The sequence below is a fragment of the Marinomonas sp. 63XJN7_7_ISO-PGPR-S23-202 genome, from assembly GCF_056173505.1.
Genome location: NZ_CM149677.1, coordinates 2,164,846 through 2,186,309 on the forward strand (window position 1 = coordinate 2,164,846; position 21,464 = coordinate 2,186,309).

The following is a 21,464-nucleotide window of genomic DNA, read 5'->3' on the forward strand; positions in this document are numbered from 1 at the left end:
AAGAACAAGTGAACACACTAAATACGACTCCATTTAGAGCGAAGGCAATCGCTCTTGCAATTATCTCTACGACATCCACTGCCTATGGATTTGAGATTACGACTAGTAATCCAGATTTAAGACTTAGTTTGGATAATACGGTGAAATACAGTGCTGCTTACCGCTTAAAAAATTCCTCACCTGGCTTAACCCAAGGTCAAACCGCAATCAATCTTAATGACGGCGACAATAACTTTCATAGAGGATTAGTTTCTAATCGCTTGGATTTATTGTCTGAACTTGACTTGTCCTATAAAGATTATGGCGCGCGAATCAGTGCTGCTGCTTGGTACGACGATGTCTATCATCATTCAAAGAAACTGTTCGCCCAACAGGAAAAGTGTCGATTGATGTGCCGATTTCTGAAACGGCCTCTATTGGTGCTTATGTGGGCTACGAATGGGAAAAATCACGTTGTCTTCCTGCTGGCTCTTACAATCTGCTTTCTGGAGAAGCCTATGTGGCCAATATGATAAACGATAAGAAATTCCAGAACAAACCAGTTCAGCGCATGCCGACTAGTACCTTCACAGGGCGGGGTCTTGCTAGACAAGGTATTCGCTAAGTGAGGGAGTGTTTGCAAGGTCACAGATCATCTGACCGAAAGTTGAAGGCTCGTGAAGGCGATGTTAAACACTCTAGTTTTGATCACTCAGTCAATGCTGGCGCATACATTGCTGATAGGATCGCAGAATTTTTATATGGGCATATCGCCTAACACCTTGTTTGGAGAAAGAGATGAATATAGTAGGTTTAGAGAGCATTGTTTTTGCAGTGGAAGATATTGCTTCGTGCGCAACCTTTTTAACAGATTACGGACTTATCCCTGTTGATGTGACTGATAAAGGCGGCCGTTTTGAGGCGTTAGATGGTACCTGTGTTGTACTCGCGGAGGCATCCGATCAGAGTTTACCGCCAAGTGTAGGTAACGGCTGTATGATGCGCAAAACCGTCATGGGTGTGGCCAATGAGAAGGATTTAGAGGCGATTCGTACAGAATTGAGTAAGGATCGAGAGGTAACAAGCTTTGCTGATGGTTCCATCGAATCCATAGACGACATGGGTTTTGTTATTGGCTTTCAAGTAACCAAACGAAAAACCATGAGTTTGACGGGAGAAATATCCAATGCACCTGGGTCTCCTTTGCAACGTCCCGTAAACCAGAATGCCGTTAATGTGAACGCAGAACAGATTCACCCGCGCACTTTGTCCCATATCGTGTACTTTGTATCAGACCCAGAGAAAGCGGAAGCATTTTATGTGGAACGTTTAGGCTTTCGATGTACAGATCGCTTTGAAGGCATGGGGCCTTTCTTACAACCTGCTGGGACGTTGGATCACCACACACATTTCTTTATTGGCGCCCCAGAATTTATGAAAGGCGTAGAGCATTTCACTTTCCATTTTGCGGGGCCAACAGAAGTCATGCAAAACGGCTCTCGCTTTATTGAGAAAGGGTATCAAGCCTTTTGGGGGCCAGGCCGTCATATCTTTGGTTCAAACTGGTTTTGGTATTTCAACAGTCCATTTGCTTGTCATATTGAGATGGATGCAGACATGGACTTGCATGATAAAACTTGGCAGGCACGGACTGCACCAATTAGTGCGGACAACTCTCAGGCCTTCTTGTTGCGTTACCGTAATAAGTGGGCTCCGGGGCAAGTCAGCACGCCAAAAGGGGATTATGAAGAGTGAATAGTGAATTAAGGGGGCGAACACTGCGTTGTTCCCATTCATTACTTAAGCGACGTAAATGTTGCTAGCCCGATCAAATTCCAATCGGACATGGGATTGCTACTGGCCTTTATGTTCATTTGGAACATGTTAGGGGCATTAATTCTGCTATCGGCCCTCGCGCATTTTTGTTGAAGCCCAAATTCTCTAACAGTAATCAAGTGCAAGGGAAGGAGACAGCATAAATGGATAACCAAGCAAAATGGCTTTGCCAACTGAGCGATATTGAAGAAGGGCAATCAAAAGGCTTTTTCCTAAATGACGATGGTAATGATCAGATCTTTATCGTTAAGCATGCTGGGCAAGTTTATGGCTGGAAAAATGCCTGTCCGCATATAGATGGCGCTCCCATGGCATGGCGCAAAGACGCCTATATGGATGCTTCTAAACAGTACATTGCGTGTCATGCCCATGGGGCTTTATTTGAACCAGTAAGTGGCTTCTGTATACAAGGACCATGCAAAGGCAAACGGCTTGAAAAAGTCATAACTGAAATAGACCAAATGGGCAATGTTTGGCTAATACACTCTAATAAAAATAAATAAAATTCAATAAAATTCAATAAAAACAATAAATAAGGAGTCGATAATGGCAGTGGTAGATAAAGTTCTCGTAATTGGTGGTGGGTTCTCAGGCATGTCGGTGGCAATAAAATTACGGCGTCATGGGATTGCGGTGGATCTGGTGGACATTGATCCAGAGTGGTGTGAGTTAGGAGCAGGTATCAGTATTAATGGCGCTTCCATGAGAGCGCTGGATGATCTGGGCCTTTATGATGAAGTGGTGAAACAAGGTTGCGTCACCAATGGTGTGGCAATTCATTTGGCTCACGGCCCTTTGTTGATGGAATTACCAACACCAAGCCCAGCAGGCTCTCAGGTCGGTGGCAGTGGCGGTATTTTCCGTCCAACACTGGCTCGCATTATGTCGAAAGCCGTTTTGGAATCGGGCGTTGATGTGCGTTTAGGTTGCACCTATTCGGATATCAAGCAAACGGATAACAGCATCGAAGTAGCTTTTACCGATGGTAGCACTCGCGCATACGATCTTGTTGTTGCGGCGGATGGCGTGCATTCAAGTGTTCGTAAAGAGTATTTCCCAGAAGTACCTGAGCCTGAATACATAGGCCAAGGTGTGTGGCGTGCCATTATGCCGCGCCCAGAGAGTATCAATCAAGTCACCATGTGGATGGGACATCATCTGAAATTGGGCGTTAATCCAGTATCAGAGACGCATATGTATATGTTTATTACGGAAGATCGTCCAACTAAGGAGCACATTGACAGAGAGACTTGGCCCGAGGTGCTTGCTTCCTTGATGAAGCAATTCCCGAATCCAACGGTTGAGGCCTTGATCCCGCATATATTCAAGGAAGAAGCCAATATCGATTACCGCCCATTAGCAAACCTTCTGGTGAAACAGCCTTGGAATAAAGGCCGCCTTATCATGATTGGTGATACGGTTGCCGCCACTACACCTCATTTAGCTTCTGGCGCTGGTATCGGCATAGAAAGTGGCATTGTGTTAGCCGATGAACTTGCCGTTAATGATTCTCTAGAGACAGCACTTGAAAAATTTCATCAACGTCGTTGGGAACGCTGTCGCATGGTGGTCGAGAACTCTGCTCGCTTATGTGAAATCGAAATTCACGATGGTGACAAAGCTGAACATTCGCAAATTATGCGTGAATCACTCATTGCTCTTAGCCAACCTATTTAACGCCATATGACAGCGTGAAGCGCAGTCGTGAGTGCTGTCTTTTTTTAAGGAATAATGATGAGCTTTCCTGATATTTATCGTGTTGTTACAGGTCATGACGAGAACGGTAAAGCGGTCATTTTAGAAAATGACACGCTAAAAACTGTGATGGATTTAGAGGCGGTACCCGGTACGCGTTTTCATGAAGTGTGGAGTACGGCGACAACGCCTGCCCAAGTGGCCCACGCCGAGACTGACCCAACGCTTAGACCTGTGGTTTTGCCTCCGCCGGCCAATGGCACGCGTTTGCGCTTTGTGGATATTCCGCCTGATACAGAAGAATTTTTACAACATGGCGACAGCAAAATGGCGGAAATGTTTTCTAAGGTAGGGGACGAAAAAGCCTCCACGGTGAAAGCCAATTCCCCACATCCTCTGATGCACAGAACCCAATCCATTGACTATGGCATTGTCATTGAAGGTGAGTTGACCCTTATTGTCGACAATGGCGAAGCGCTATTAAAGCCCGGCAGTGTGGTGATTCAGCGTGGGACAAACCACGCTTGGGCGAATCGCTCAGACAAAATGTGCCGCATTCTCTTTGTGCTTATCGATGGTAAATATGACGAAGATTTGCAAAAACAGCTAACCGATTAACCCTATGTAGGATGTAAAAAATGAAATTAGCAACACTTGCGAACGGCACCTTGGATGGTCGCCTTATTGTGGTTTCTAAAGATTTAACCAGAGCCGTGGATGCCACGGTGATCGCGCCGAATTTACTTAGCGCGCTGCACAATTGGCAAGAAACCGAAGTCGATTTAAAAGCCTTATACGATTTATTAAATGCTGGTCAAGTGGACTTTGCGTTTGATTTTGACCCAAAGACTTGCCTTGCACCGTTACCACGTACCTCACAATGGCTAGATGCCTCTGCCTTTTTAAATCATGGCAAGTTGATGGAGCAGGCGTTTGATACAAACCCAATCCCTGACTTCGACACGATCCCTGTTATGTATCAAGGTGCCAGTGATGATTTTCAAGGGCCGACAGTGGATATTGTGATTCCAAGTGAACAGGACGGTATCGATTTTGAAGGGGAGTTTGGTGTGATCACAGGCTCAGTGCCAATGGCCGCTACGCTTAAAGAAGCAGAACAAGCTATTCGTTTGATCGTACAGATTAATGACTGGAGCTTGCGTGCCTTAGGACCACGTGAAATGAACACAGGCTTCGGCTTTATTCAGGCGAAGCCATCATCCAGTTTCGCGCCTGTTGCTGTTACTCCAGATGAATTGGGTGATGCTTGGCATAATGGGCGAGTGAATATGCACTTATGCGTGCAATGGAACGACCAGCGTTTTGGCGAACCCCATGGTAGTGAGATGAATTTTTCTTTTCCTGAATTGATTGTTCACGCAGCGCGTAGCCGTAAATTAACGGCAGGTAGCATTGTAGGTTCTGGCACCGTATCGAATCAGTCTCGCGCGGCAGGCTCTGCGTGTATTGCTGAGCGCAGAGTGATTGAGAAAATCGATTTGGGTGAAATCCAAACGTCGTTTATGAAGTTTGGTGACAAAGTTCGTATGCAGGCCAAATTTGATGATGGCCGCGACGGGCCATTCGGTGTGATCGAGCAAACTGTTATCGCCAACCGTTAAGAAGAATATGCCTATGAATATTGTGATTACCGGAGCAAATGGTTTTGTCGGATCTGCTTTAACCAAAAGGTTGCTCTCTAAGGGGATGTTAGTGGGCAGGGCCGTTGGCAAGTTGGTCTTAATTGATCGAGCATTCGACGAGTCGTTACTGAGGTATTGCTTAAACGCTGCAAATATTCAGTGCCATAGTGGTGATATATCCGATGAGAGATGGTTACGAGATATTCTTGTGCAAGAGACAATCGATACGATCTTTCATTTGGCGAGTATTCCTGGTGGCATGGCGGAACAAAATGAAGCGCTGGCTCGTCGCGTCAATATTGGCGCGACAGAAGCGCTTTTGGATATTGCTAAGACGCAAGCCATTTCATCCTTTGCCCCCGTGTTTGTGTTTGCCAGTAGCATTGCGGTATTTGGTTCTATGCCTAACAAGGTAACGGATGCGACTGAGCTTAAACCTCAAATGAGCTACGGCGCTCATAAAGTGATTGGTGAAGTGTTGATTAATGATTTTAGTCGACGAGGTTGGGTGGATGGACGTTCACTTCGTTTACCCGGGGTTTTGGCTAGACCTCCTGCAAATACAGGGCAATTGTCTGCTTTTCTAAGCGACATTATTCGTGAAGTTGCGAAAGGGAATTCCTTTGTTTGTCCTATGTCTACACAAGCCAGAACCTGGGCTTCATCTTTGCCTAATATCATCGATAATTTACTTCATGCGGCATCCATTGATAGCAATGGATTAGGAAGCAACCGTGCCATTACTTTGCCTACTTTGTGCTTTAACATGGCAGAGTTAACCGCTGCAATTGGCGAAACCTTCCAGCAACCGGCGAATGATCTTGTGCGTTACGAAGCAAATGAAAATATTGAACGCTTGTTTGGCTCTTTTCCTGAGTTAGATACTCAAAAGGCCGACAGTTTAGGTTTTTTGCACGATGGAAGCTTATCTAGTTTGGTTGAAAAAGCCTTATCATGGGACCTGGCGTAGGGGGAACTATGGATATTGAAGCCTTGATTCCGCATATATTCAAGGAAGAAGCCTTTGCGCGTTTTCACAAACGCCGTTGGCAACGCTATCACATGGTGGTGGAAAACTCAGCTCGACTCTGTTACATCGAAATTAATGGCCGGAGATAAGGAGGAAGATTCAAGAATTATGGGGCAATCGCTCAAGGCCCTTAGCCAACCTATTTGATTTAATGTTCTCTGTGTCAGTGAGGTGTTTTTTTATTTACAGGTCACTGCTCCTTTTATGCAGATTACCACGCGTAAACAGTATAGAAAGCTTGTTTTCATTTTGGACTAATCTACCTAGATTGCTTTGTGGCATCCGAATTAGCAAGGGAAGGTGAGAATAAGTCGTCTAAGTCTCATAGGTCATGGTCTAAAAACTCATATTCTTTGTTAAGCTTCTTCGTCAATAGGCCCACCATTCACATTCTTGCCTGCCGCGAATAGCAAGCTTTTATCCAGATGCTGAGACAAGAGGATATGTTTGTACTTTCCTTAGCCGTAATAGCGTAAATCTGAGTTCACAATGGGTCTTCGACCTGATTTAATTAGGTCACCTTTAATAAGGAGGCGCTAATGTGATCATGAAAGTTTAGTGTTTTTCGCGGCTAAAATAGTGATATGGGGATTTATCACCGTAGTCAATATGGCAGGATGCCATGAAGTAACGCTACCATCAACGCAGCACAACCGACACCAAGCAAGGCGCCCATTAATGTATCGGTAGGGAAGTGAACCCCAAGTAGCAGCCGAGACAATCCCACATGAGTAGCCCATATATAAAAGAGCAGATAATACGATGGAAAAGCTTGTGCCAAGCAGTAGGCTACAAAGAACGCTCCGGAGGTGTGTCCAGAAGGAAATGAAAACTTATCCGATGGCGTGATGTAGCTGTGGAAATTCTTCAGTGTGTCGGCAGGTCGATTTCGTTTAAAACCTAGTTTGATAGCAAAATATAAGCAACGCTCAAGTGCAAATCCAAATGCAATGATGCTTGCTAATAGCCGGTAATGGAAATGCCATAACACAATATCCGTCACAACGTAGAGCGGACCATCTGCGCTAAATGAAATAAATCGCCCAATTCTTGCCAGTCTCTTGGAGACTGTAACTAATTTTGTGTAACTGCCTACCACAACATATTCTATTAAGAATTAAGGATAGGTAGATGCAAATGAACAAAAAAGAACTTGAAGCGTTCGCAAAAGAAGCCGCCAAGGGAATTAAAACGCCTGAGGATCTCAACGAATTTAGCCAAATGCTGAAGAAGATTACCGTTGAAGCGGCATTGAATGCAGAAATGGATGACCATCTGGGTTACGAGAGACATCAAAAGTCCACCTCAACCAATAGTCGTAATGGCAAGAATAGCAAGCGTATTAAGACGGAAGATGGTGAGTTTGAACTGGATACGCCTCGTGACCGAGAAGGCTCTTTTGAACCCAAGCTGGTCAAAAAACACCAATCCCGATTCACTTCTATGGACGATAAAATCCTGTGGCTCTATGCGCAAGGCATGAGTACCCGAGACATCGTCAATGCCTTCGATGAATGGTATGGTGCCGAGATATCTCCAACACTGGTATCACGCGTTACCAATGCGGTCATTGAGCAAGTGACTGAATGGCAAGCACGCCCTTTGGATGCCATCTACCCCATTGTGTATCTTGATTGTATTGTGTTGAAAATCCGCCAAGATAAACGCGTCATCAATAAATCGATCTTCTTGGCACTCGGTATCAACACTGAAGGTCATAAAGAACTCATGGGCATGTGGATTGCGGAGAACGAAGGTGCGAAGTTCTGGCTCAACGTCCTCACTGAGCTTCAGCAGCGCGGCGTAGAAGATATTCTCATCGCTTGTGTTGATGGTCTAAAAGGCTTCCCAGAAGCCATCAATGCTGTTTTCCCACAAACTAACATCCAACTGTGCATCGTACACATGGTACGCAACTCATTGAAATATGTATCATGGAAAGACTATAAAGCAGTGACGGCGGATTTAAAGCAAGTTTACCGCTCCGCAACGGAAGAAGAAGCCTTGCTAGAGTTAGATCGTTTCGGCGACATCTGGGACGATCAATACCCGCAAATTACCAAATCATGGCGCAATCACTGGCATCACCTCAATACGTTGTTTAATTACCCTGACGATATCCGAAAAGCGATCTACACAACGAATGCGATTGAGTCCCTGAACAGTGTTATCCGTAGAGCCATTAAAAAACGTAAAGTCTTCCCAAGCGATGATTCTGCGAGGAAAATGGTATACCTTGCCATTAAAGAAGCCAGTAAGAAATGGACGATGCCAATTCAGAACTGGCGCCAAGCAATGAGTCGATTTATTATTGAGTTCGAGGAGCGTCTCGAAAAGCACCTTAACTAAATGGCAGTTACACAGAATCTGTTACAGGGTCGTCTCTTGCCATTTTTTCTAGCCATAAACCAAGAAAAAACGAAAACATCAAGCTGGTGAATTCTTTGAATAACATTCATTAGATACCCCCTAATTTTTGTTAATATTTAGAGATACTTTTGTACGGCTATTGCGCTTGCCAATACTTTGTTAAAAATAGACTCAAAATGCTCATTTATAGTGATACACTCCGCTTTCTCGTCTGTTTTTGTCGTGTCTTGGCGTCGCTCGTGACATCGTGCAAAGGTCTCTTAGAACTATATGAATCGGAATGTTCACTCCTTGGAGGATTTTAAAGAATTATATTTATACAATAGGGCAATAAGGCTTAAATAAACCTTAACGATCTATAGACCTTTAAAAGTCACTCTGACACACAATCCCGTTTCTTGTTCTGAGTCTGTCAGCGTTAGTACCGCATGATGATTGTCAGAAATGTTTTTTACTATGTTCATTCCCAATCCACTGCCATGAATTTTAGGGTGCTTCCCTCGGTAAAAACGCTCAGTTACTTTGAGGCGTTCAGCTTCTGGAATGCCTGGACCATTATCAGATACCTCTAAAATGACCTCCCCTTTTTCTTTGTAGACTGACACATCGATGGTGCCATTCTCCGGTATGTAGCGAATAGCATTATCGATGAGGTTGCTAATCAAAATGCGCAAATCGTCAGGGAACCCCATAATGACGGCTGCTGTTTGTTTCCCCATGCCCAAGTCAATGTTTTTGCGTTCTGCTGCATTGACTGAGTCCGTAATAATCAACTTACATAAGTTAGTCAGCTCAACCTCTTCGGGGGATTGAGCTGACTTTTCTGGATCAATCTTTGCTAGTGTAAGTAGTTGCTCAGAAAGGTGAGAAAGTCGAGAGATACTTTTCTGTAATTGAATAAGCGATTTTTGCTGTTTGATGGGGTCGGTTTCACGTGCCATGACTTGCATTTCTACACTGAGTCCCATAATAGGAGTGCGTAACTCATGAGCTGCATCGGCAATGAATCTCTCTTGTTGGATGAACGTTTGTTGCAAGCGCTCTAGTAAATCGTTCAAGGCTTGTATGAACGGTTGTATTTCTTTCACTGGCCGAGCAGGAATGATTGGGTCTAGGCTTTTAGCGTTGCGGCTTTTTAATTCTTCACTAATATGTCGCAAAGGTTTTAGCCCGTAACCAATACCGAACCACAAAAAAATCGCCAGTAATGGAAGCATGGCGAGTACAGGCCAAAAAAGGTTAATCGACAAACTGGCTAAGGTTTCAAAACGAAGATTCTGAGCTTGAGCAATAAGAATCCATTTGTTGTCACTTTTCATGACAAAAGTATGCCAGACTTTACCATTGACAGTTTCGTTCATAATGCCTGTTCGGGTGGGGGGAGCAAAGTCGATTGATGGATGTGAAGCAAATTGCCGTTTGTTATTTTCCCAAACTTCTAAAATGACCTCGTCGTCTTGATCTTCATGGTCGTGAGCTTTTGAAGATAATGTCTGTTTTAGACTGATAGAGTCAGTTGAATTGCTTAGGTTTACATGATGAGCGATGTATTTAAGTTGATCATCTAATGTATTTTCTAGGGTCAGATAATCCCCCCAGTACGTGCCAATACTTGCCAGAACACCGACTAGGAAAGTTGTAGGTAATAACCAAATAAGCAGATTGGTGCGAAGTGATCTCAATGAATGTCTCCAATTCGATAACCAACCCCTCGTATTGTTTTAACAATTTTAGAATCAATTTTTTTACGGAGATGGTGAATATGTACTTCAATCGCATTGCTACCTATTTCTTGATCCCAGCCATAAAGACTTTCTTCGAGGGTTTCTTTTGAAATGACTTTGCCTGGCTCTTGCATAAGCTCATGCAAGAGCGCAAATTCTTTAGCGGATAAGGATAAGGGTTCATCTCGAAACCAGACAAGATGGTGAGCAGAGTCTAGCTTTAATTCGCCAACGGCTAAAACGGGTTGGCTGCGTCCGACTTTACGGCGCATGACAGCATGAACGCGTGCGATGAGTTCTTCTAGCGCAAAGGGCTTTACTAAGTAGTCATCAGCACCTTCATTGAGTCCGCCTACGCGGGAGGAAACATCGTCTCTAGCCGTAATAATGATAACGGGAATTGAGTTGTTCGCCCGTCGTAACTCTTTTAGCAGTGATAAGCCGTCTTTATCGGGTAACCCAAGATCGAGTAACAATATGCTGTAGTTTGTTGTTTTTAAAGCGGCTATCGCAAATTTAGAGCTTTGTACCCAATCCGCCGCTAAGTTTTCTTGACGTAACCCTCTGAGCAGACCATCACCAATAAATTCATCATCTTCTACAATGAGTAAACGCAAAATGAGATCCTCCCAACACTTTTCAAAATAGGTCGTCCTATCATTATCATGGTGAAATAGCGAAAAATTAATAAAAATTCATCTGAGAAAGTTGTGTAGGAAGAAAAATCTTTATTTTCATATTTGTTAAGACTTAAGTTCCCCTTAAGGAAAGCCTTGATAACTTCTCACACCGATCATAGTCAACATGCTTTTACTGTATTCTATTCTGAGGCGATAAAGTGGAACATTTAAACCAATCTCTATTTTTAATGATTAACCATTTTGCGGGGGCAAACGCTATTTTGGATCAATTAATGGAAATTCTGGCAGAATATCTTCCCATTCTTTTCGCCTTAGTACTGATGTGGTTAGGTTTTTTTAATAACGTTTCGCCTTCTCTTCAAAAGAAGAGGCGTCATGCTGCCTTTCTGTCTGGCTATACCATGTTGATAGGGCTTTCTATTAATTTTTTAATTGCTTTGTTTTATTTTCATCCAAGACCGTTTATGAATCATCTTGGTACAGAACTAATTCCTCATTTGCCTGATACGTCAATGCCATCAGACCACACAACCTTGATGGTTTCAGTCGCATTAGGGCTTTTTACTTACACTGAGACTCGACATATTGGTCAAATTCTTTTGGTGCTCGGCGTAATAGGTGGTTTAGCTCGGGTGTTTTGTGGTGTTCATTATCCCTTCGATATTGTTGGTTCCATCGTGGTGTCATGCATTGCTTTTATACTAACTTGGCTATTAAAAGATTATTTAAAACAACTTAATATGGTTATTTTTAGAGCGTTGGAAAATAAAATAGGTTTTTTACGTCTATTTACCCATGAAAAATAATGGTGACCTTTGTCTGTTTCATAGAAGTAGTGGAATAAATTCTCTGGGCATTACAGCACTCATAATAAGTGCTGTAATTTTGCAATTTGAACAAGATAGTTACAAGAAATTTAATGATTAATAAAATTTAACTTTTTCTAAATACATACTTTCTTCTATTCGGTTAACGTAATGGTTTGGTGTTGTATTCGTCAGTGATTTAAATTCGCGCGTAAAATGTGCTTGGTCCGAAAATCCTAGTCGATAGGCTAACTCAGAAGGTTTTGTATGGGTATTTAAATTTATCTCATATAAAGCAGATTGAACTCGAACAATGCGACAGAATGTTTTAGGCGTCATGCCTGTGTCTAATAAAAATTGTCTTTGTATTGTGCGACAAGTATACCCTGTTATGTTTTCTAATTCTTTTATTTGAACATTCCCTTTATTAACGAAAATGTATTGAATAACTTGTTTTGAAAGACTTGAATGATTTCTAATGCCATGTTTTATTAAAAATTTGGAAAATAATAGAACTTGATTAGTAAAAGAGTCTTGGCTTGCAACTTGTTCAAATAAGTCATTTATTTTAAGAGCAATATCTTTAAATTCTGGCCTTTGGTTGACTAATTCAGACGCCGAAAGGCTCAGGAAATTAGGTGTAGAGGTTGCAGAAAATCGGACGCCAAAATAACGATGTTTATAGGTGAATTCCACCGCTTCTGCTCCGAGTGTTGTTCCACAAACGGTTGCTTTTGGCTTAGAGCTGTCACAATCAAATAAAATATCAATACAACCATCTGGAATGGCATTAGTAACTTCTGATGATGCGGACTCAAAGCTATAAAAATGCGACACAAAGGGGATGTTAGATACTTTGACCGAATACTCTTCGGCTGCACAAAGGACAAACCAAGGCTGTTTTGACTTGATTTTAGCAATGCTATAATTTTCAATCATATTGGATAACCAATTTGTTATTATTCTTTTATTGTGGTTTTCCGGTTTAAAAAGCGGATACCAATTCTTAATAATACTCAAGCTGAATGAGATATTTTATTATTAATTATCTTTCATGTTTAACTCTCGATTATTATTATTTTAAAAAAGACCTTTTATAGAGTACTGCAGTCTGGTGTGTATGCAAAGGTCTTAGCACATAATTTTAAAAAGTATGATCCATAGGGCTGATCATTCAGTCATACCCTATGGATGGCAAGGCAACCGAAATCAGCTAAAGATAACTTGGATATCGGTGTATTCCATTAAGCCTTCTTCTGAGAACTCGACGCCGAAACCAGAGGATTTCACGCCACCAAAAGGCGCATTGGGTTGAATAGCGCCGTGTTTATTAATCCAAACAGAGCCACACTCCATTCGAGCAGCGACTTTCTTTGCCATATCAATATCAGATGACCAGACGGAACCGCCAAGGCCATTAGGGCTATCATTAGCAGAACGAATGGCATCATCAATATTCGAGTATTTTATAATGGGTAATGCAGGTCCAAACTGCTCTTCATCCACTAGAGAGTCGCCATTTTGTAAGTCGGCAATGATAGTGGGTGGAAAGAAAAGGCCTTCACCTGGATCGCCCCCTAATAACACTTTCCCACATTCTTTGGCTTCAGAAACTAATTGAGACACTTTATCAAATTGCGCTTTGTTTTGGATTGGCCCTAATATGCTGGCTTCATCCATGCCGTCACCGACGGGTATATTTTTAGCAAATGCAACAAGTGACTCGCATACCGCATCATAAACAGACTCATGAACATACAATCGTTTCATTGCCGCACAAGTTTGACCATTATTAATAAAAGCACCCCAAAATAACCCTTCTGCAATGGCGCTAGGGTCAACATCTGGTAAGACGATGCCGGCGTCATTGCCCCCTAATTCTAGGGTCAGTCTCTTCATGGTGGTTGCTGCAGACTGCATGACTTTCTGACCTGTTGCACAGGAACCAGTAAAGACAATTTTTCTAATATCTGGATGGGCAGACATGGCAGCACCTAGGTTAAATGTTTTGTCGTCACCTGTGACAACATTCACAACACCTGTAGGTAAGGCTTCTTGCATGATTTCTATGAGACGAATGGTGGATAGCGGTGTACTTGGGGAGGGTTTAATAACCACCGTGTTACCAGTTCTTAAGGCGGGCATTATGTGCCAAATGGCGATCATCACTGGAAAATTCCAAGGGGTAATCGAGCCAACAACACCCAGAGGTTTTCTGTATAGCTCAACTTTGCCGTCTTGGTTATCTTGTAAGGTTTTAGCAGGAAGAGAAAGGTTCGATGTATAGTCTGCCCAAGCGACGGCACCCCCTATCTCCCAACGAGAGCCTAGACCATTCAAAGGTTTTCCTTGCTCCAGTGTGACCAGTTTAGCCAGCTCTTCGGAGTGATCTTGTATCGCTTGAGTGACAGCAAGACAGTTTTTTTGAAGCTCCTCATCCGATAATGACGACCATGAAACAAAGGCGGACTTGGCTGATTCTACGGCGGCGTTTAGTTCATCATTGGCCATGTTCGGTGCATGACCGATAAGCTCACCTGTAGAAGGATTAAACACTTCAAAAGGCGTATTTTTGGTTACATTATAAGCGGAACTATTCATTGTTTTTATTCTCTCTAGTGACTCGGTGCATTAAAAATTGCGACTAACTAAGATCATAAAAACTCTTCTTGATAGGGGGCTTGGATTTATCCGCCAACCGTATTGGACGATTACGTCATTGTTCCATCAAGCTGGGAGGCATGTTGTATTTTTTGCGAAACTCGCGATAAAAGTAGGATAAATCATTGAATCCAGAACGTAATGCTATATCCGTAATGCTTTCATTCAGTAAACCGTCTTTTCGTAAACAAAGCTGCTTGTAGGCATATTCCAGTCGTGAACTGATAATTCTATGTTTGGGGGTTTCACCTAACACTTGAAAATGTCGTTGTAATGTTCGTTCGGAAATATTCAGATGAGATGCGATTTCCCGTGGAGAAAAGTTTGAATTTAAGTAATGGCGGTTAATGAGCGCTAAGGCTTTTGACAGTAACTGTTCACTTGGCTCTGCATGATCAACCCGATGATTAGTATGAAGGTAGGCGCTGATTAAGCTAATAAACGCTTCGCCCAGATGCTGTTGATCCATACATTCATAGTCAACCATTTTCTTTAGAACAGAGTATATGGCAAGCCAAAGAGGATCATCCCGCGAGATGTTTACACCACAATCGACATTACCAAAGCGATGTATGGCTTCTTCACGGGGAATATGAAACGATATTTGACGGGATTGGCCATAATCGTATCGAAAAAGAGACGGTTTGACGGAATCGACAAGAAACATATCGCCAGGACGTAACCCCACAGAATTATTCCCTTGCTGAACCTGGCTGTATCCTGAATCTTGTATTAATAGGAAAAAGTATTCCCCAGGGTCTTGGCGTATGGATGCTTTATCCCGTTCTATATGCACAGAGTCAACATCAACAATCGCGGCCTCAAATGCGCCAAAGTGCCTTGTTGTTATGCCACCATTAATAACACTCGAGCTGGATTGAGGCTCTATGTTAAATAATCCGCAGACTTGATGGAGTTCAGAAGCAAACACCTCAACGGGCAAGTGATTATGATGAGATTGAAGAAGTGGTTTCATCTAGACCTCATTGGAGTTTCTTTATGAGACCTTTGCACGGCGGCTTCGTCCGCGATTTCACACAAAGGTCTTCTTCATTATTGTTATTTGATAGACCTTACCGGGTCATTATTGAACCTGCTCATGGCTCGACGAAAGCTCAATGACGAGAAATCCAACAATATGGGGCTCCATTACTGTCAACAGTACAACATCCAAGGTGCTATCGCCAAGCGCTTTTGGCAATCAAAATGGCAGTAGTGGGTCGTCAAGTCGGTTCACTGATGGGAAATAAGCTCAAAGGAAATTCTCTGGTGATTTTGGGCTGTTTCATTGAAAACATGGTGTTGACGGAGCGCACGCCTTTGGCTTGGAGCAGCTTTTTACTTAACAGCTCGTCATAACTGTCTAAGTTTTTGGTGATGATTTTTAACAGGAAATCGCAATCACCGCTGACGGAATGGCATTCTTGTATTTCTGGGCATTCCCGTACAATTGTCAAAAAGGGGGCCAAGGTTTCTGGGTGATGGTTGTCCATTGACACTTGAGCAAAAGCGATCACATGCAAGTTCACTTTTTTGGCGTTTAACTCAGCCGTATAGTTGGTTATATAGCCTTCATCCTCCAAACGTTTTAAGCGTCGCCAGCATGGCGCGGTCGAGAGACCAATCTTCTCGGCTAACTCCTTGTTACTTAAGCGTCCGTCTTTTTGTAAAGCGGCTAATATACTGATATCAAACTTATCAAGCATAAGAATGTTTCCATTTATTGTTATTTGGAGAAACGATATTGCTTAGTTTGGCAAAAGCTCAGCAATTAAGAAAGATAATTTCGCTGAAGTATCGATAACATTAACTACATCATACCAATAACAATAAAGCTGAAAAGCTGCCAACAAAATGGTGTACGACTATGAATCAAGTATTGAGAGAAGCTACCCGCACAAAGCGTCCCCCTAAAAGTGAGCCTGCTGTCGATTGGAGGCATATCAGCCGATTGATGTTGCAATCGCGAGCCCTTGATGAGATTGAAGAGAAAGAATTGGTGCCTGAAAAGCTGGTGTTTAATCAGTTTTCTGCCCGTGGTCACGATTTTGCCCAGATTTTGTTAGGCTCTCTGCTAACCCATCCTCACGATGGGGCAACCGGCTATTATCGGTCTAGACCTTTTGTAATGAGCCTTGGCATTCATTTAGATGATGTTGTTGCTTCCCCAATGGCCAAAGCCGGAGGCTACAGTGATGGAAGAGACATTGGCGTGGTATGTAATTTTCCCAATGCCAATAGAAATGGTGCCATGCTGTTTCCTATGTGTGGCGGCGTCGGGGCGCAATACACGCCGATCTCTGGTTGGGCACAGTCCATTCTTTATCGTAAAAATCAATTAAAAGATTTTAGTTATACGGGGGCCATTGGCGTTTCCATGGGAGGGGATGCCTCCATGTCAACCAGCGGTTTTTGGTCGGCATTGAATATTGCAACCACCAATCATTTGCCGCATTTGTTTTATATTGAAGACAATGGTTACGGTATATCTGTCCCTCAAGGGGTGCAAACCCCAGGTGGCGATCAAGTCGCTAACCTACGTTCTTATAAAAACCTGAAAATTATCGATGGTGATGGTACAGACCCGCAACGGACGCCATTGCTGATAAAAGAAGCCGTGGATTATGTCCGTTCCGGTAAAGGTACCTGTTTATTAAGGCTGAAAGTGCCTCGTCTATGTGGGCATACTTTCCAGGACACACAAACCTATAAAACGGCCGATTTTATTGCTGAAGAGCAAGCACGAGATCCGCTCCCTAAACTCAAACGCTATCTACTAAAAAACGACCTGATGAGTTTGGAGGAATGGGAAGAGCTAGAAGCACAGTCTAATCGAGAGATTCGTGAGTCCGTTGAGCGGGCGAAGCAGCGTACACAGCCGGATCCAGAGCAATTGACTCGCTTTGTTTACGCGGAAAAAGATCAGGTGCAACTTAGAGGCGGGTTGGCAGCGGATGGTCATCGTTTTCCTGATCATAGTGAAGAACCCAAACCTGAGGGTTCCCGTCTTAATATGATCACAGCCATTCGTAAAACACTGGATTATGAATTGTCTACTAACCCCAAAGTGATTGTCTTTGGTGAGGATGTTGGACCAAAAGGAGGAGTGCACGGTGCAACCTTAGGACTGAATGAAAAGTTTGGTGACGCCAGAGTGTTTGACACTAGCTTATCTGAAGAAGGGATTATTGGGCGTTCTGTGGGGATGGCGCTGAATGGGTTGATGCCGGTGCCGGAAATACAGTTCCGTAAGTACGCTGAACCAGCTGCAGAGCAACTGTCCGATACGGGAATTATGCGCTGGCGTACCCATAACCAGTTTGCTGCGCCCATGGTTGTTCGAATTCCCGGAGGGTTTGCACGTCGAGGTGACCCATGGCACTCCATGAGTGACGAAGTGGAATGGGCGCATAAAGTGGGTTGGCAACTTGCCATGCCTTCTAATGCCGAAGACGCGGTGGGTTTGTTGCGCTATGCCCTAAGAGACAACAATCCAACCATTTTCTTTGAGCATCGATCTTTGCTGGATAATAGCTGGTCCCGTAGACCATATCCTGGAGATGACTATGTAATTCCGTTTGGCAAAGCGAGGACAATTCTAGTCGGAACTGCTCTAACGGTTGTCTGTTGGGGGGCGATGGTAGAGCGCTGTGAAAAGGCGGCAAAGGGTTTGGATATGGCAATTGAGGTGATTGATCTTAGAACCATTCAGCCTTGGGATAAGGAGGCAGTGTTTCAATCTGTGGAAAAAACGGGACGTTGTCTAATTGTTCATGAAGATAATAAAACCGCTGGTTTTGGGGCTGAAATCGCCGCCACGATTGCGGATGAGCTGTTTTTTTCTTTGGATGCACCCATTAAACGCTTGACCATGCCCGATATCCCCAGCCCTCATAATAGTGGCTTGTTAGATCGAGCACTTCCCAATGAAGACACCATTGCTCACGCAATGAAAAGCCAAATTGAAGTGTGAGGGGATGCTATGAATCAATCAATTGAGATTACATTGCCGAATAACACGCTGGAAGGCACGATCGCCACCCTGTCTACATGGCTAGTGAAAGAAGGGGAGCATGTGACAAAAGGAGCGCCCATCCTTGAGCTTGAGACCGACAAAGTGGCAATGGAGGTGTGTGCTGAGCAGGATGGGGTGATAGACAAAATGCTTGTGTCCCCTGGTGAAGAGGTGGGTGAAAAAACCATATTTGGCTATTTAGAAAGTGGCTATTTAGACTGTGGCAATTTAGAAAGTGGTCTGACGCAAGATCAAAAACAGAAAAGCAGCGAATCCATAGGTAGCGAGTTGGAAACCAGCGAGCAATATTCTGCTGAGTCTGAGCATTCGAACAAAGACCGCCCACAGGATGCCGCAGCGCCTAAATTAGCAGGGCGTGTAAGAGGAAAAGAAAATCGGCGTCATCTTATTGGTCCAGCGGTTAGAAAGTTACTGAGAAAGCATAATCTCAATATAGAGCAAATTGCTGGTACAGGAATGGGGGGGCGGGTGACTCGAAATGACATTCTGGCTTTTATCAATGAAAAACCTGCTATGGGGGCCGATGATTCAGATTCTCCCATCTCGTCAGGTAACAATAGCGAAGCAAAGAGCCAAATGATTCCCCATACGCCCATGCGTAAAGCCATTGCCAATCATATGGTGGACAGCCTGCTGCGTACTTCGCCCCATGTCACCAGTGTGTTTGAAATGGATATGGGGGCCGTTATAGAGCACAGGAAACTGTGCAAAATGGGCTTTGATGAAGCGGGTGTGAAGTTGACCTTTACCGCGTATTTTGTGGTGGCTGCGGCCCAGGCCATCCAAAAAGTCCCTGTTATCAACTCACGATTTCATGAGGAAAGCTTAGAAGTATTGGAAGACATTAACATCGGAGTGGGGACCGCGTTGGGAGATGATGGACTTGTTGTGCCTGTTATTAAGCAGGTACAGATGAAGAAACTGTTTGAAGTGGCTACCTTGCTGCAACAGCAAACGGAGCGCGCCAGACAGGGTAAGTTGACCCCAGCGGACATGAAAGGAGGAACCTTTACCATATCCAATCATGGAGTCAGTGGTAGCCTGTTGGCGGCCCCCATTATTATTAACCAGCCCCAGGTGGCGATTTTGGGCATTGGTAAGCTGGAAAAAAGGGTGGTTGTTGAAGAGATAGATGGACTGGACACCATGGTCATTCGTCCCAAATGTTATGTTTCCCTTAGCATTGATCATAGGGCATTAGATGCCTATCAGGCGAACGCATTCCTGAGTCATTTTGTTGAAACGATTGAACAGTGGGGAAAGTAGCAAGGCAATGAATATCATACAGGGCGTTATTATCTGATGCCCTGTATGACCGGGGCGTGTTAGATGTTAAGACCGCCAAAACGCTCATAAAATAAAGCGTTAGCTTCTGGCAATGGCCCGTGAACGGACTCTAGATTGTGCTCAATCCATTTTTCCGTTGCTGGCGTGAGTTTGCGATAAATGTTTCGGCACAGCTGACGTGCGGCTCTGCCTTCCCAGTCTATTGGGAGAAGTTCTCTTGGTAAATGCGGGTCTCTTAGCAAGAGTTTACGGTAGTCATGAATCAGTAGGGTTCGCGTTAAAAAACAAGACTGCGGGTCAAGTATATCCAGCTCGGAAAGCTCTTGCCAAACCGGTAAAAATAATTCGATAAACTCTTGGTAATGTTGGCTGAGAGCATCCAGATTCCAGCAGTCTCTAACCAATTCTTGTATCGGTTTGTTGCTAAACTGAGTGTTTGATGAGGCCTCAAAGACAATGACTTTCTCTTCTAGATTAAGGGAGAGCAAAATCGCTTTGAGGGTTTGTTTGTCGCAACATGGGCTGGCAATCAGTTGCGTGGAAAACGTGGCAAAGCCTTGCCATTGAAGCTCATCCATTAGTTGCTTTTTTTCATCAGGGTTGAGATGGCTGCCAATGATGAGTAGCCATGAACCGTTCCAAGTTTGTATGTTCGGGCTATAAATGCGCTGAAAAGCTTGCTCGAATTTTCTGTGTCCTTGCGTCGTTAAGCGGTAATAGCTTTTACGGCCGACTTTTTCACTCTCTAGCCAACCGTCCTGCGTCAGTCGAAAAATTGAGGTTCTCATTAAACGTTCGCTAATGCCTATCGGTTCCAGGGCATTGATTAGGCTACCTAACCAAACGGTACTGCCGTGTGGCTCGATGGTATCACCATACAGAGAAATAATTAAAGAGGAGGCTCTAATAGGTTTTTGGTTTTGAAAACGCTTCAGTAGAGTGTTAAGTGTTTTTAATTCATTCATTGAGACAGGCTATGAGTATCGTTTGATTGAAGGCACCATTCTCTGAAATGGTGCCTTAAGAGTAAAGCTAATTATTTTTTGGCTTATGATGGCCCGTTTTCAAGCTGGGTCTATCGGCTTCAGGTTCGGTTAAGGGATGACACTCAACCATAGACTCCAAACAGCGAGTGGTCAGGTCTATGTACTCTTGCGTTCCGGTTTGTTTCCATTTTAACTCTTTATCGCCGACTTGTCGGACGAGCCTTGCTGGACTGCCCATTAGCAGTGAGCGAGCGTCACAAGAAAAACGACTTTTAACAAAGGCCGCTGCGGCGACAATAGATTCTGGTCCAATGTTCGCTTCGTCCATCACTACGGCGTTCATACCGATCAAACTGTCTTCACCGATAACACAACCATGCAATATAGCGCCATGGCCAATATGCCCATGTTTGCCGATGATGGTATGACTGCCAGCAAACCCATGAACAACACAGTTATCTTGTAAGTTAGATTCTTCCTCCATGGTAATACGGCCAAAGTCTCCTCTTAAGCAGGCGCCTGGGCCAACATAACAGCCTTGTTTAATAATAACATCACCAATTAAAACAGCAGTAGGATGAACATAAGCGGTTGGGTGAACTACAGGCGTAACACCATCAATTTTGTAACAGGCCATCGTTTTTCTCTCTTTTGTATTTGTCTCTTTTTGTATTTGGTATTGGCTATCTGTTTAATACTTCAACTATTTGGAATTTTATACAAATATTGTGTCTTAATCTAATCTAAATTTTGGTTTTTTTACCGAGTAA

21 protein-coding genes and 1 pseudogene are annotated in these 21,464 nt (G+C 43.6%); 13 read left to right on the forward strand and 9 right to left on the reverse strand.

All coding sequences use genetic code 11. The annotated features are described in order from the left end of the window. Positions 1–8: 8 nt before the first annotated feature. The 9 genes and pseudogenes from AC0VYG_RS09970 to AC0VYG_RS10010 all read left to right on the forward strand — a co-directional run. Positions 9–334, forward strand: a pseudogene (locus AC0VYG_RS09970) (DUF1302 family protein); the annotation flags it as partial. A 57-nt stretch (positions 335–391) separates the two neighbouring features. Then, positions 392–604, forward strand: coding sequence for a hypothetical protein (locus AC0VYG_RS09975; RefSeq protein ID WP_475432125.1), 213 nt, complete (start codon positions 392–394; stop codon positions 602–604). Between the two features lie 173 nt (positions 605–777). Beyond that, complete coding sequence (locus AC0VYG_RS09980; protein WP_475432126.1) at positions 778–1,734, forward strand: VOC family protein; 957 nt, start codon at positions 778–780, stop codon at positions 1,732–1,734. A gap of 224 nt (positions 1,735–1,958) precedes the next feature. Further along, entirely contained in the window at positions 1,959–2,318 is a 360-nt protein-coding gene (locus AC0VYG_RS09985) for a Rieske (2Fe-2S) protein (RefSeq protein ID WP_475432127.1), read from the forward strand. Between the two features lie 43 nt (positions 2,319–2,361). Next, complete coding sequence (locus AC0VYG_RS09990; protein ID WP_475432128.1) at positions 2,362–3,492, forward strand: FAD-dependent oxidoreductase; 1,131 nt, start codon at positions 2,362–2,364, stop codon at positions 3,490–3,492. A 54-nt stretch (positions 3,493–3,546) separates the two neighbouring features. Then, positions 3,547–4,128 (forward strand): cupin domain-containing protein, encoded by a 582-nt coding sequence (locus tag AC0VYG_RS09995; RefSeq protein WP_475432129.1) that lies wholly within the window; start codon positions 3,547–3,549, stop codon positions 4,126–4,128. A 20-nt stretch (positions 4,129–4,148) separates the two neighbouring features. After that, entirely contained in the window at positions 4,149–5,132 is a 984-nt protein-coding gene (locus tag AC0VYG_RS10000) for a fumarylacetoacetate hydrolase family protein (protein ID WP_475432130.1), read from the forward strand. A gap of 13 nt (positions 5,133–5,145) precedes the next feature. Next, positions 5,146–6,123: an NAD-dependent epimerase/dehydratase family protein gene (locus AC0VYG_RS10005; RefSeq protein ID WP_475432131.1), complete on the forward strand. Its 978-nt coding sequence runs from the start codon at positions 5,146–5,148 to the stop codon at positions 6,121–6,123. An 8-nt stretch (positions 6,124–6,131) separates the two neighbouring features. Next, on the forward strand, positions 6,132–6,272 hold the full coding sequence (locus AC0VYG_RS10010; protein ID WP_475432132.1) for a hypothetical protein: 141 nt from the start codon (positions 6,132–6,134) through the stop codon (positions 6,270–6,272). 515 nt (positions 6,273–6,787) lie between these two features. On the opposite strand, the gene AC0VYG_RS10015 is transcribed toward AC0VYG_RS10010, so the two are convergent. After that, positions 6,788–7,186, reverse strand: a complete 399-nt coding sequence (locus tag AC0VYG_RS10015; RefSeq protein ID WP_475432133.1) for a phosphatase PAP2 family protein — start codon at positions 7,184–7,186, stop codon at positions 6,788–6,790. Positions 7,187–7,320: 134 nt separating this feature from the next. Between AC0VYG_RS10015 and AC0VYG_RS10020 the strand changes: the two genes are divergently transcribed. Then, positions 7,321–8,532 carry an IS256 family transposase gene (locus tag AC0VYG_RS10020; protein ID WP_475432512.1) on the forward strand — a complete coding sequence of 404 codons (1,212 nt, stop codon included), beginning with the start codon at positions 7,321–7,323 and terminating at the stop codon, positions 8,530–8,532. 377 nt (positions 8,533–8,909) lie between these two features. Here the strand turns inward: AC0VYG_RS10020 and AC0VYG_RS10025 are convergent, their stop codons facing one another. After that, positions 8,910–10,235, reverse strand: coding sequence for an ATP-binding protein (locus tag AC0VYG_RS10025; RefSeq protein ID WP_475432134.1), 1,326 nt, complete (start codon positions 10,233–10,235; stop codon positions 8,910–8,912). Next, a complete protein-coding gene (locus AC0VYG_RS10030; protein ID WP_475432135.1) occupies positions 10,232–10,894 on the reverse strand; it encodes a response regulator in 663 nt (220 codons plus the stop codon). Before AC0VYG_RS10030 ends, AC0VYG_RS10025 begins: the two co-directional genes overlap by 4 nt. 221 nt (positions 10,895–11,115) lie before the next feature. Between AC0VYG_RS10030 and AC0VYG_RS10035 the strand changes: the two genes are divergently transcribed. Then, a complete protein-coding gene (locus AC0VYG_RS10035; RefSeq protein WP_475432136.1) occupies positions 11,116–11,724 on the forward strand; it encodes an undecaprenyl-diphosphatase in 609 nt (202 codons plus the stop codon). A 117-nt stretch (positions 11,725–11,841) separates the two neighbouring features. On the opposite strand, the gene AC0VYG_RS10040 is transcribed toward AC0VYG_RS10035, so the two are convergent. The 4 genes from AC0VYG_RS10040 to AC0VYG_RS10055 all read right to left on the reverse strand — a co-directional run bounded on the left by AC0VYG_RS10040 (position 11,842) and on the right by AC0VYG_RS10055 (position 16,091). Then, positions 11,842–12,663, reverse strand: a complete 822-nt coding sequence (locus AC0VYG_RS10040; protein WP_475432137.1) for a helix-turn-helix domain-containing protein — start codon at positions 12,661–12,663, stop codon at positions 11,842–11,844. A gap of 270 nt (positions 12,664–12,933) precedes the next feature. Next, positions 12,934–14,325, reverse strand: a complete 1,392-nt coding sequence (locus AC0VYG_RS10045) for an aldehyde dehydrogenase family protein (protein ID WP_475432138.1) — start codon at positions 14,323–14,325, stop codon at positions 12,934–12,936. A 115-nt stretch (positions 14,326–14,440) separates the two neighbouring features. Further along, positions 14,441–15,361 (reverse strand): helix-turn-helix domain-containing protein, encoded by a 921-nt coding sequence (locus AC0VYG_RS10050; RefSeq protein WP_475432139.1) that lies wholly within the window; start codon positions 15,359–15,361, stop codon positions 14,441–14,443. A gap of 247 nt (positions 15,362–15,608) precedes the next feature. Further along, positions 15,609–16,091, reverse strand: a complete 483-nt coding sequence (locus AC0VYG_RS10055; protein ID WP_067017185.1) for an Lrp/AsnC family transcriptional regulator — start codon at positions 16,089–16,091, stop codon at positions 15,609–15,611. Positions 16,092–16,252: 161 nt separating this feature from the next. Between AC0VYG_RS10055 and AC0VYG_RS10060 the strand changes: the two genes are divergently transcribed. Beyond that, positions 16,253–18,358 carry an alpha-ketoacid dehydrogenase subunit alpha/beta gene (locus tag AC0VYG_RS10060; RefSeq protein ID WP_475432140.1) on the forward strand — a complete coding sequence of 702 codons (2,106 nt, stop codon included), beginning with the start codon at positions 16,253–16,255 and terminating at the stop codon, positions 18,356–18,358. Between the two features lie 9 nt (positions 18,359–18,367). Continuing rightward, positions 18,368–19,687: a dihydrolipoamide acetyltransferase family protein gene (locus tag AC0VYG_RS10065; RefSeq protein ID WP_475432141.1), complete on the forward strand. Its 1,320-nt coding sequence runs from the start codon at positions 18,368–18,370 to the stop codon at positions 19,685–19,687. 59 nt (positions 19,688–19,746) lie between these two features. Here AC0VYG_RS10065 and paaX read toward each other — a convergent pair whose 3' ends face one another. Beyond that, on the reverse strand, positions 19,747–20,673 hold the full coding sequence (gene paaX / locus AC0VYG_RS10070) for a phenylacetic acid degradation operon negative regulatory protein PaaX (protein ID WP_475432142.1): 927 nt from the start codon (positions 20,671–20,673) through the stop codon (positions 19,747–19,749). 67 nt (positions 20,674–20,740) lie between these two features. Beyond that, the gene (locus tag AC0VYG_RS10075) at positions 20,741–21,331 is read right to left on the reverse strand and encodes a phenylacetic acid degradation protein PaaY (protein WP_475432143.1); all 591 of its coding nucleotides are present in this window, start codon (positions 21,329–21,331) and stop codon (positions 20,741–20,743) included. Between the last annotated feature and the right edge of the window lie 133 nt (positions 21,332–21,464).

Coding starts and splice junctions, on each gene's coding strand:
- AC0VYG_RS10020 (WP_475432512.1), top strand. CDS start 7,321: ATGAACAAAAAAGAACTTGAAGCGTTCGCAAAAGAAGCCGCCAAGGGA.
- AC0VYG_RS09990 (WP_475432128.1), top strand. CDS start 2,362: ATGGCAGTGGTAGATAAAGTTCTCGTAATTGGTGGTGGGTTCTCAGGC.
- AC0VYG_RS10055 (WP_067017185.1), bottom strand. CDS start 16,091: ATGCTTGATAAGTTTGATATCAGTATATTAGCCGCTTTACAAAAAGAC.
- AC0VYG_RS10065 (WP_475432141.1), top strand. CDS start 18,368: ATGAATCAATCAATTGAGATTACATTGCCGAATAACACGCTGGAAGGC.
- AC0VYG_RS10050 (WP_475432139.1), bottom strand. CDS start 15,361: ATGAAACCACTTCTTCAATCTCATCATAATCACTTGCCCGTTGAGGTG.
- AC0VYG_RS10040 (WP_475432137.1), bottom strand. CDS start 12,663: ATGATTGAAAATTATAGCATTGCTAAAATCAAGTCAAAACAGCCTTGG.
- AC0VYG_RS09985 (WP_475432127.1), top strand. CDS start 1,959: ATGGATAACCAAGCAAAATGGCTTTGCCAACTGAGCGATATTGAAGAA.
- AC0VYG_RS09980 (WP_475432126.1), top strand. CDS start 778: ATGAATATAGTAGGTTTAGAGAGCATTGTTTTTGCAGTGGAAGATATT.
- AC0VYG_RS10075 (WP_475432143.1), bottom strand. CDS start 21,331: ATGGCCTGTTACAAAATTGATGGTGTTACGCCTGTAGTTCACCCAACC.
- AC0VYG_RS10010 (WP_475432132.1), top strand. CDS start 6,132: ATGGATATTGAAGCCTTGATTCCGCATATATTCAAGGAAGAAGCCTTT.
- AC0VYG_RS10045 (WP_475432138.1), bottom strand. CDS start 14,325: ATGAATAGTTCCGCTTATAATGTAACCAAAAATACGCCTTTTGAAGTG.
- paaX (WP_475432142.1), bottom strand. CDS start 20,673: ATGAATGAATTAAAAACACTTAACACTCTACTGAAGCGTTTTCAAAAC.
- AC0VYG_RS10000 (WP_475432130.1), top strand. CDS start 4,149: ATGAAATTAGCAACACTTGCGAACGGCACCTTGGATGGTCGCCTTATT.
- AC0VYG_RS09995 (WP_475432129.1), top strand. CDS start 3,547: ATGATGAGCTTTCCTGATATTTATCGTGTTGTTACAGGTCATGACGAG.
- AC0VYG_RS10060 (WP_475432140.1), top strand. CDS start 16,253: ATGAATCAAGTATTGAGAGAAGCTACCCGCACAAAGCGTCCCCCTAAA.
- AC0VYG_RS10005 (WP_475432131.1), top strand. CDS start 5,146: ATGAATATTGTGATTACCGGAGCAAATGGTTTTGTCGGATCTGCTTTA.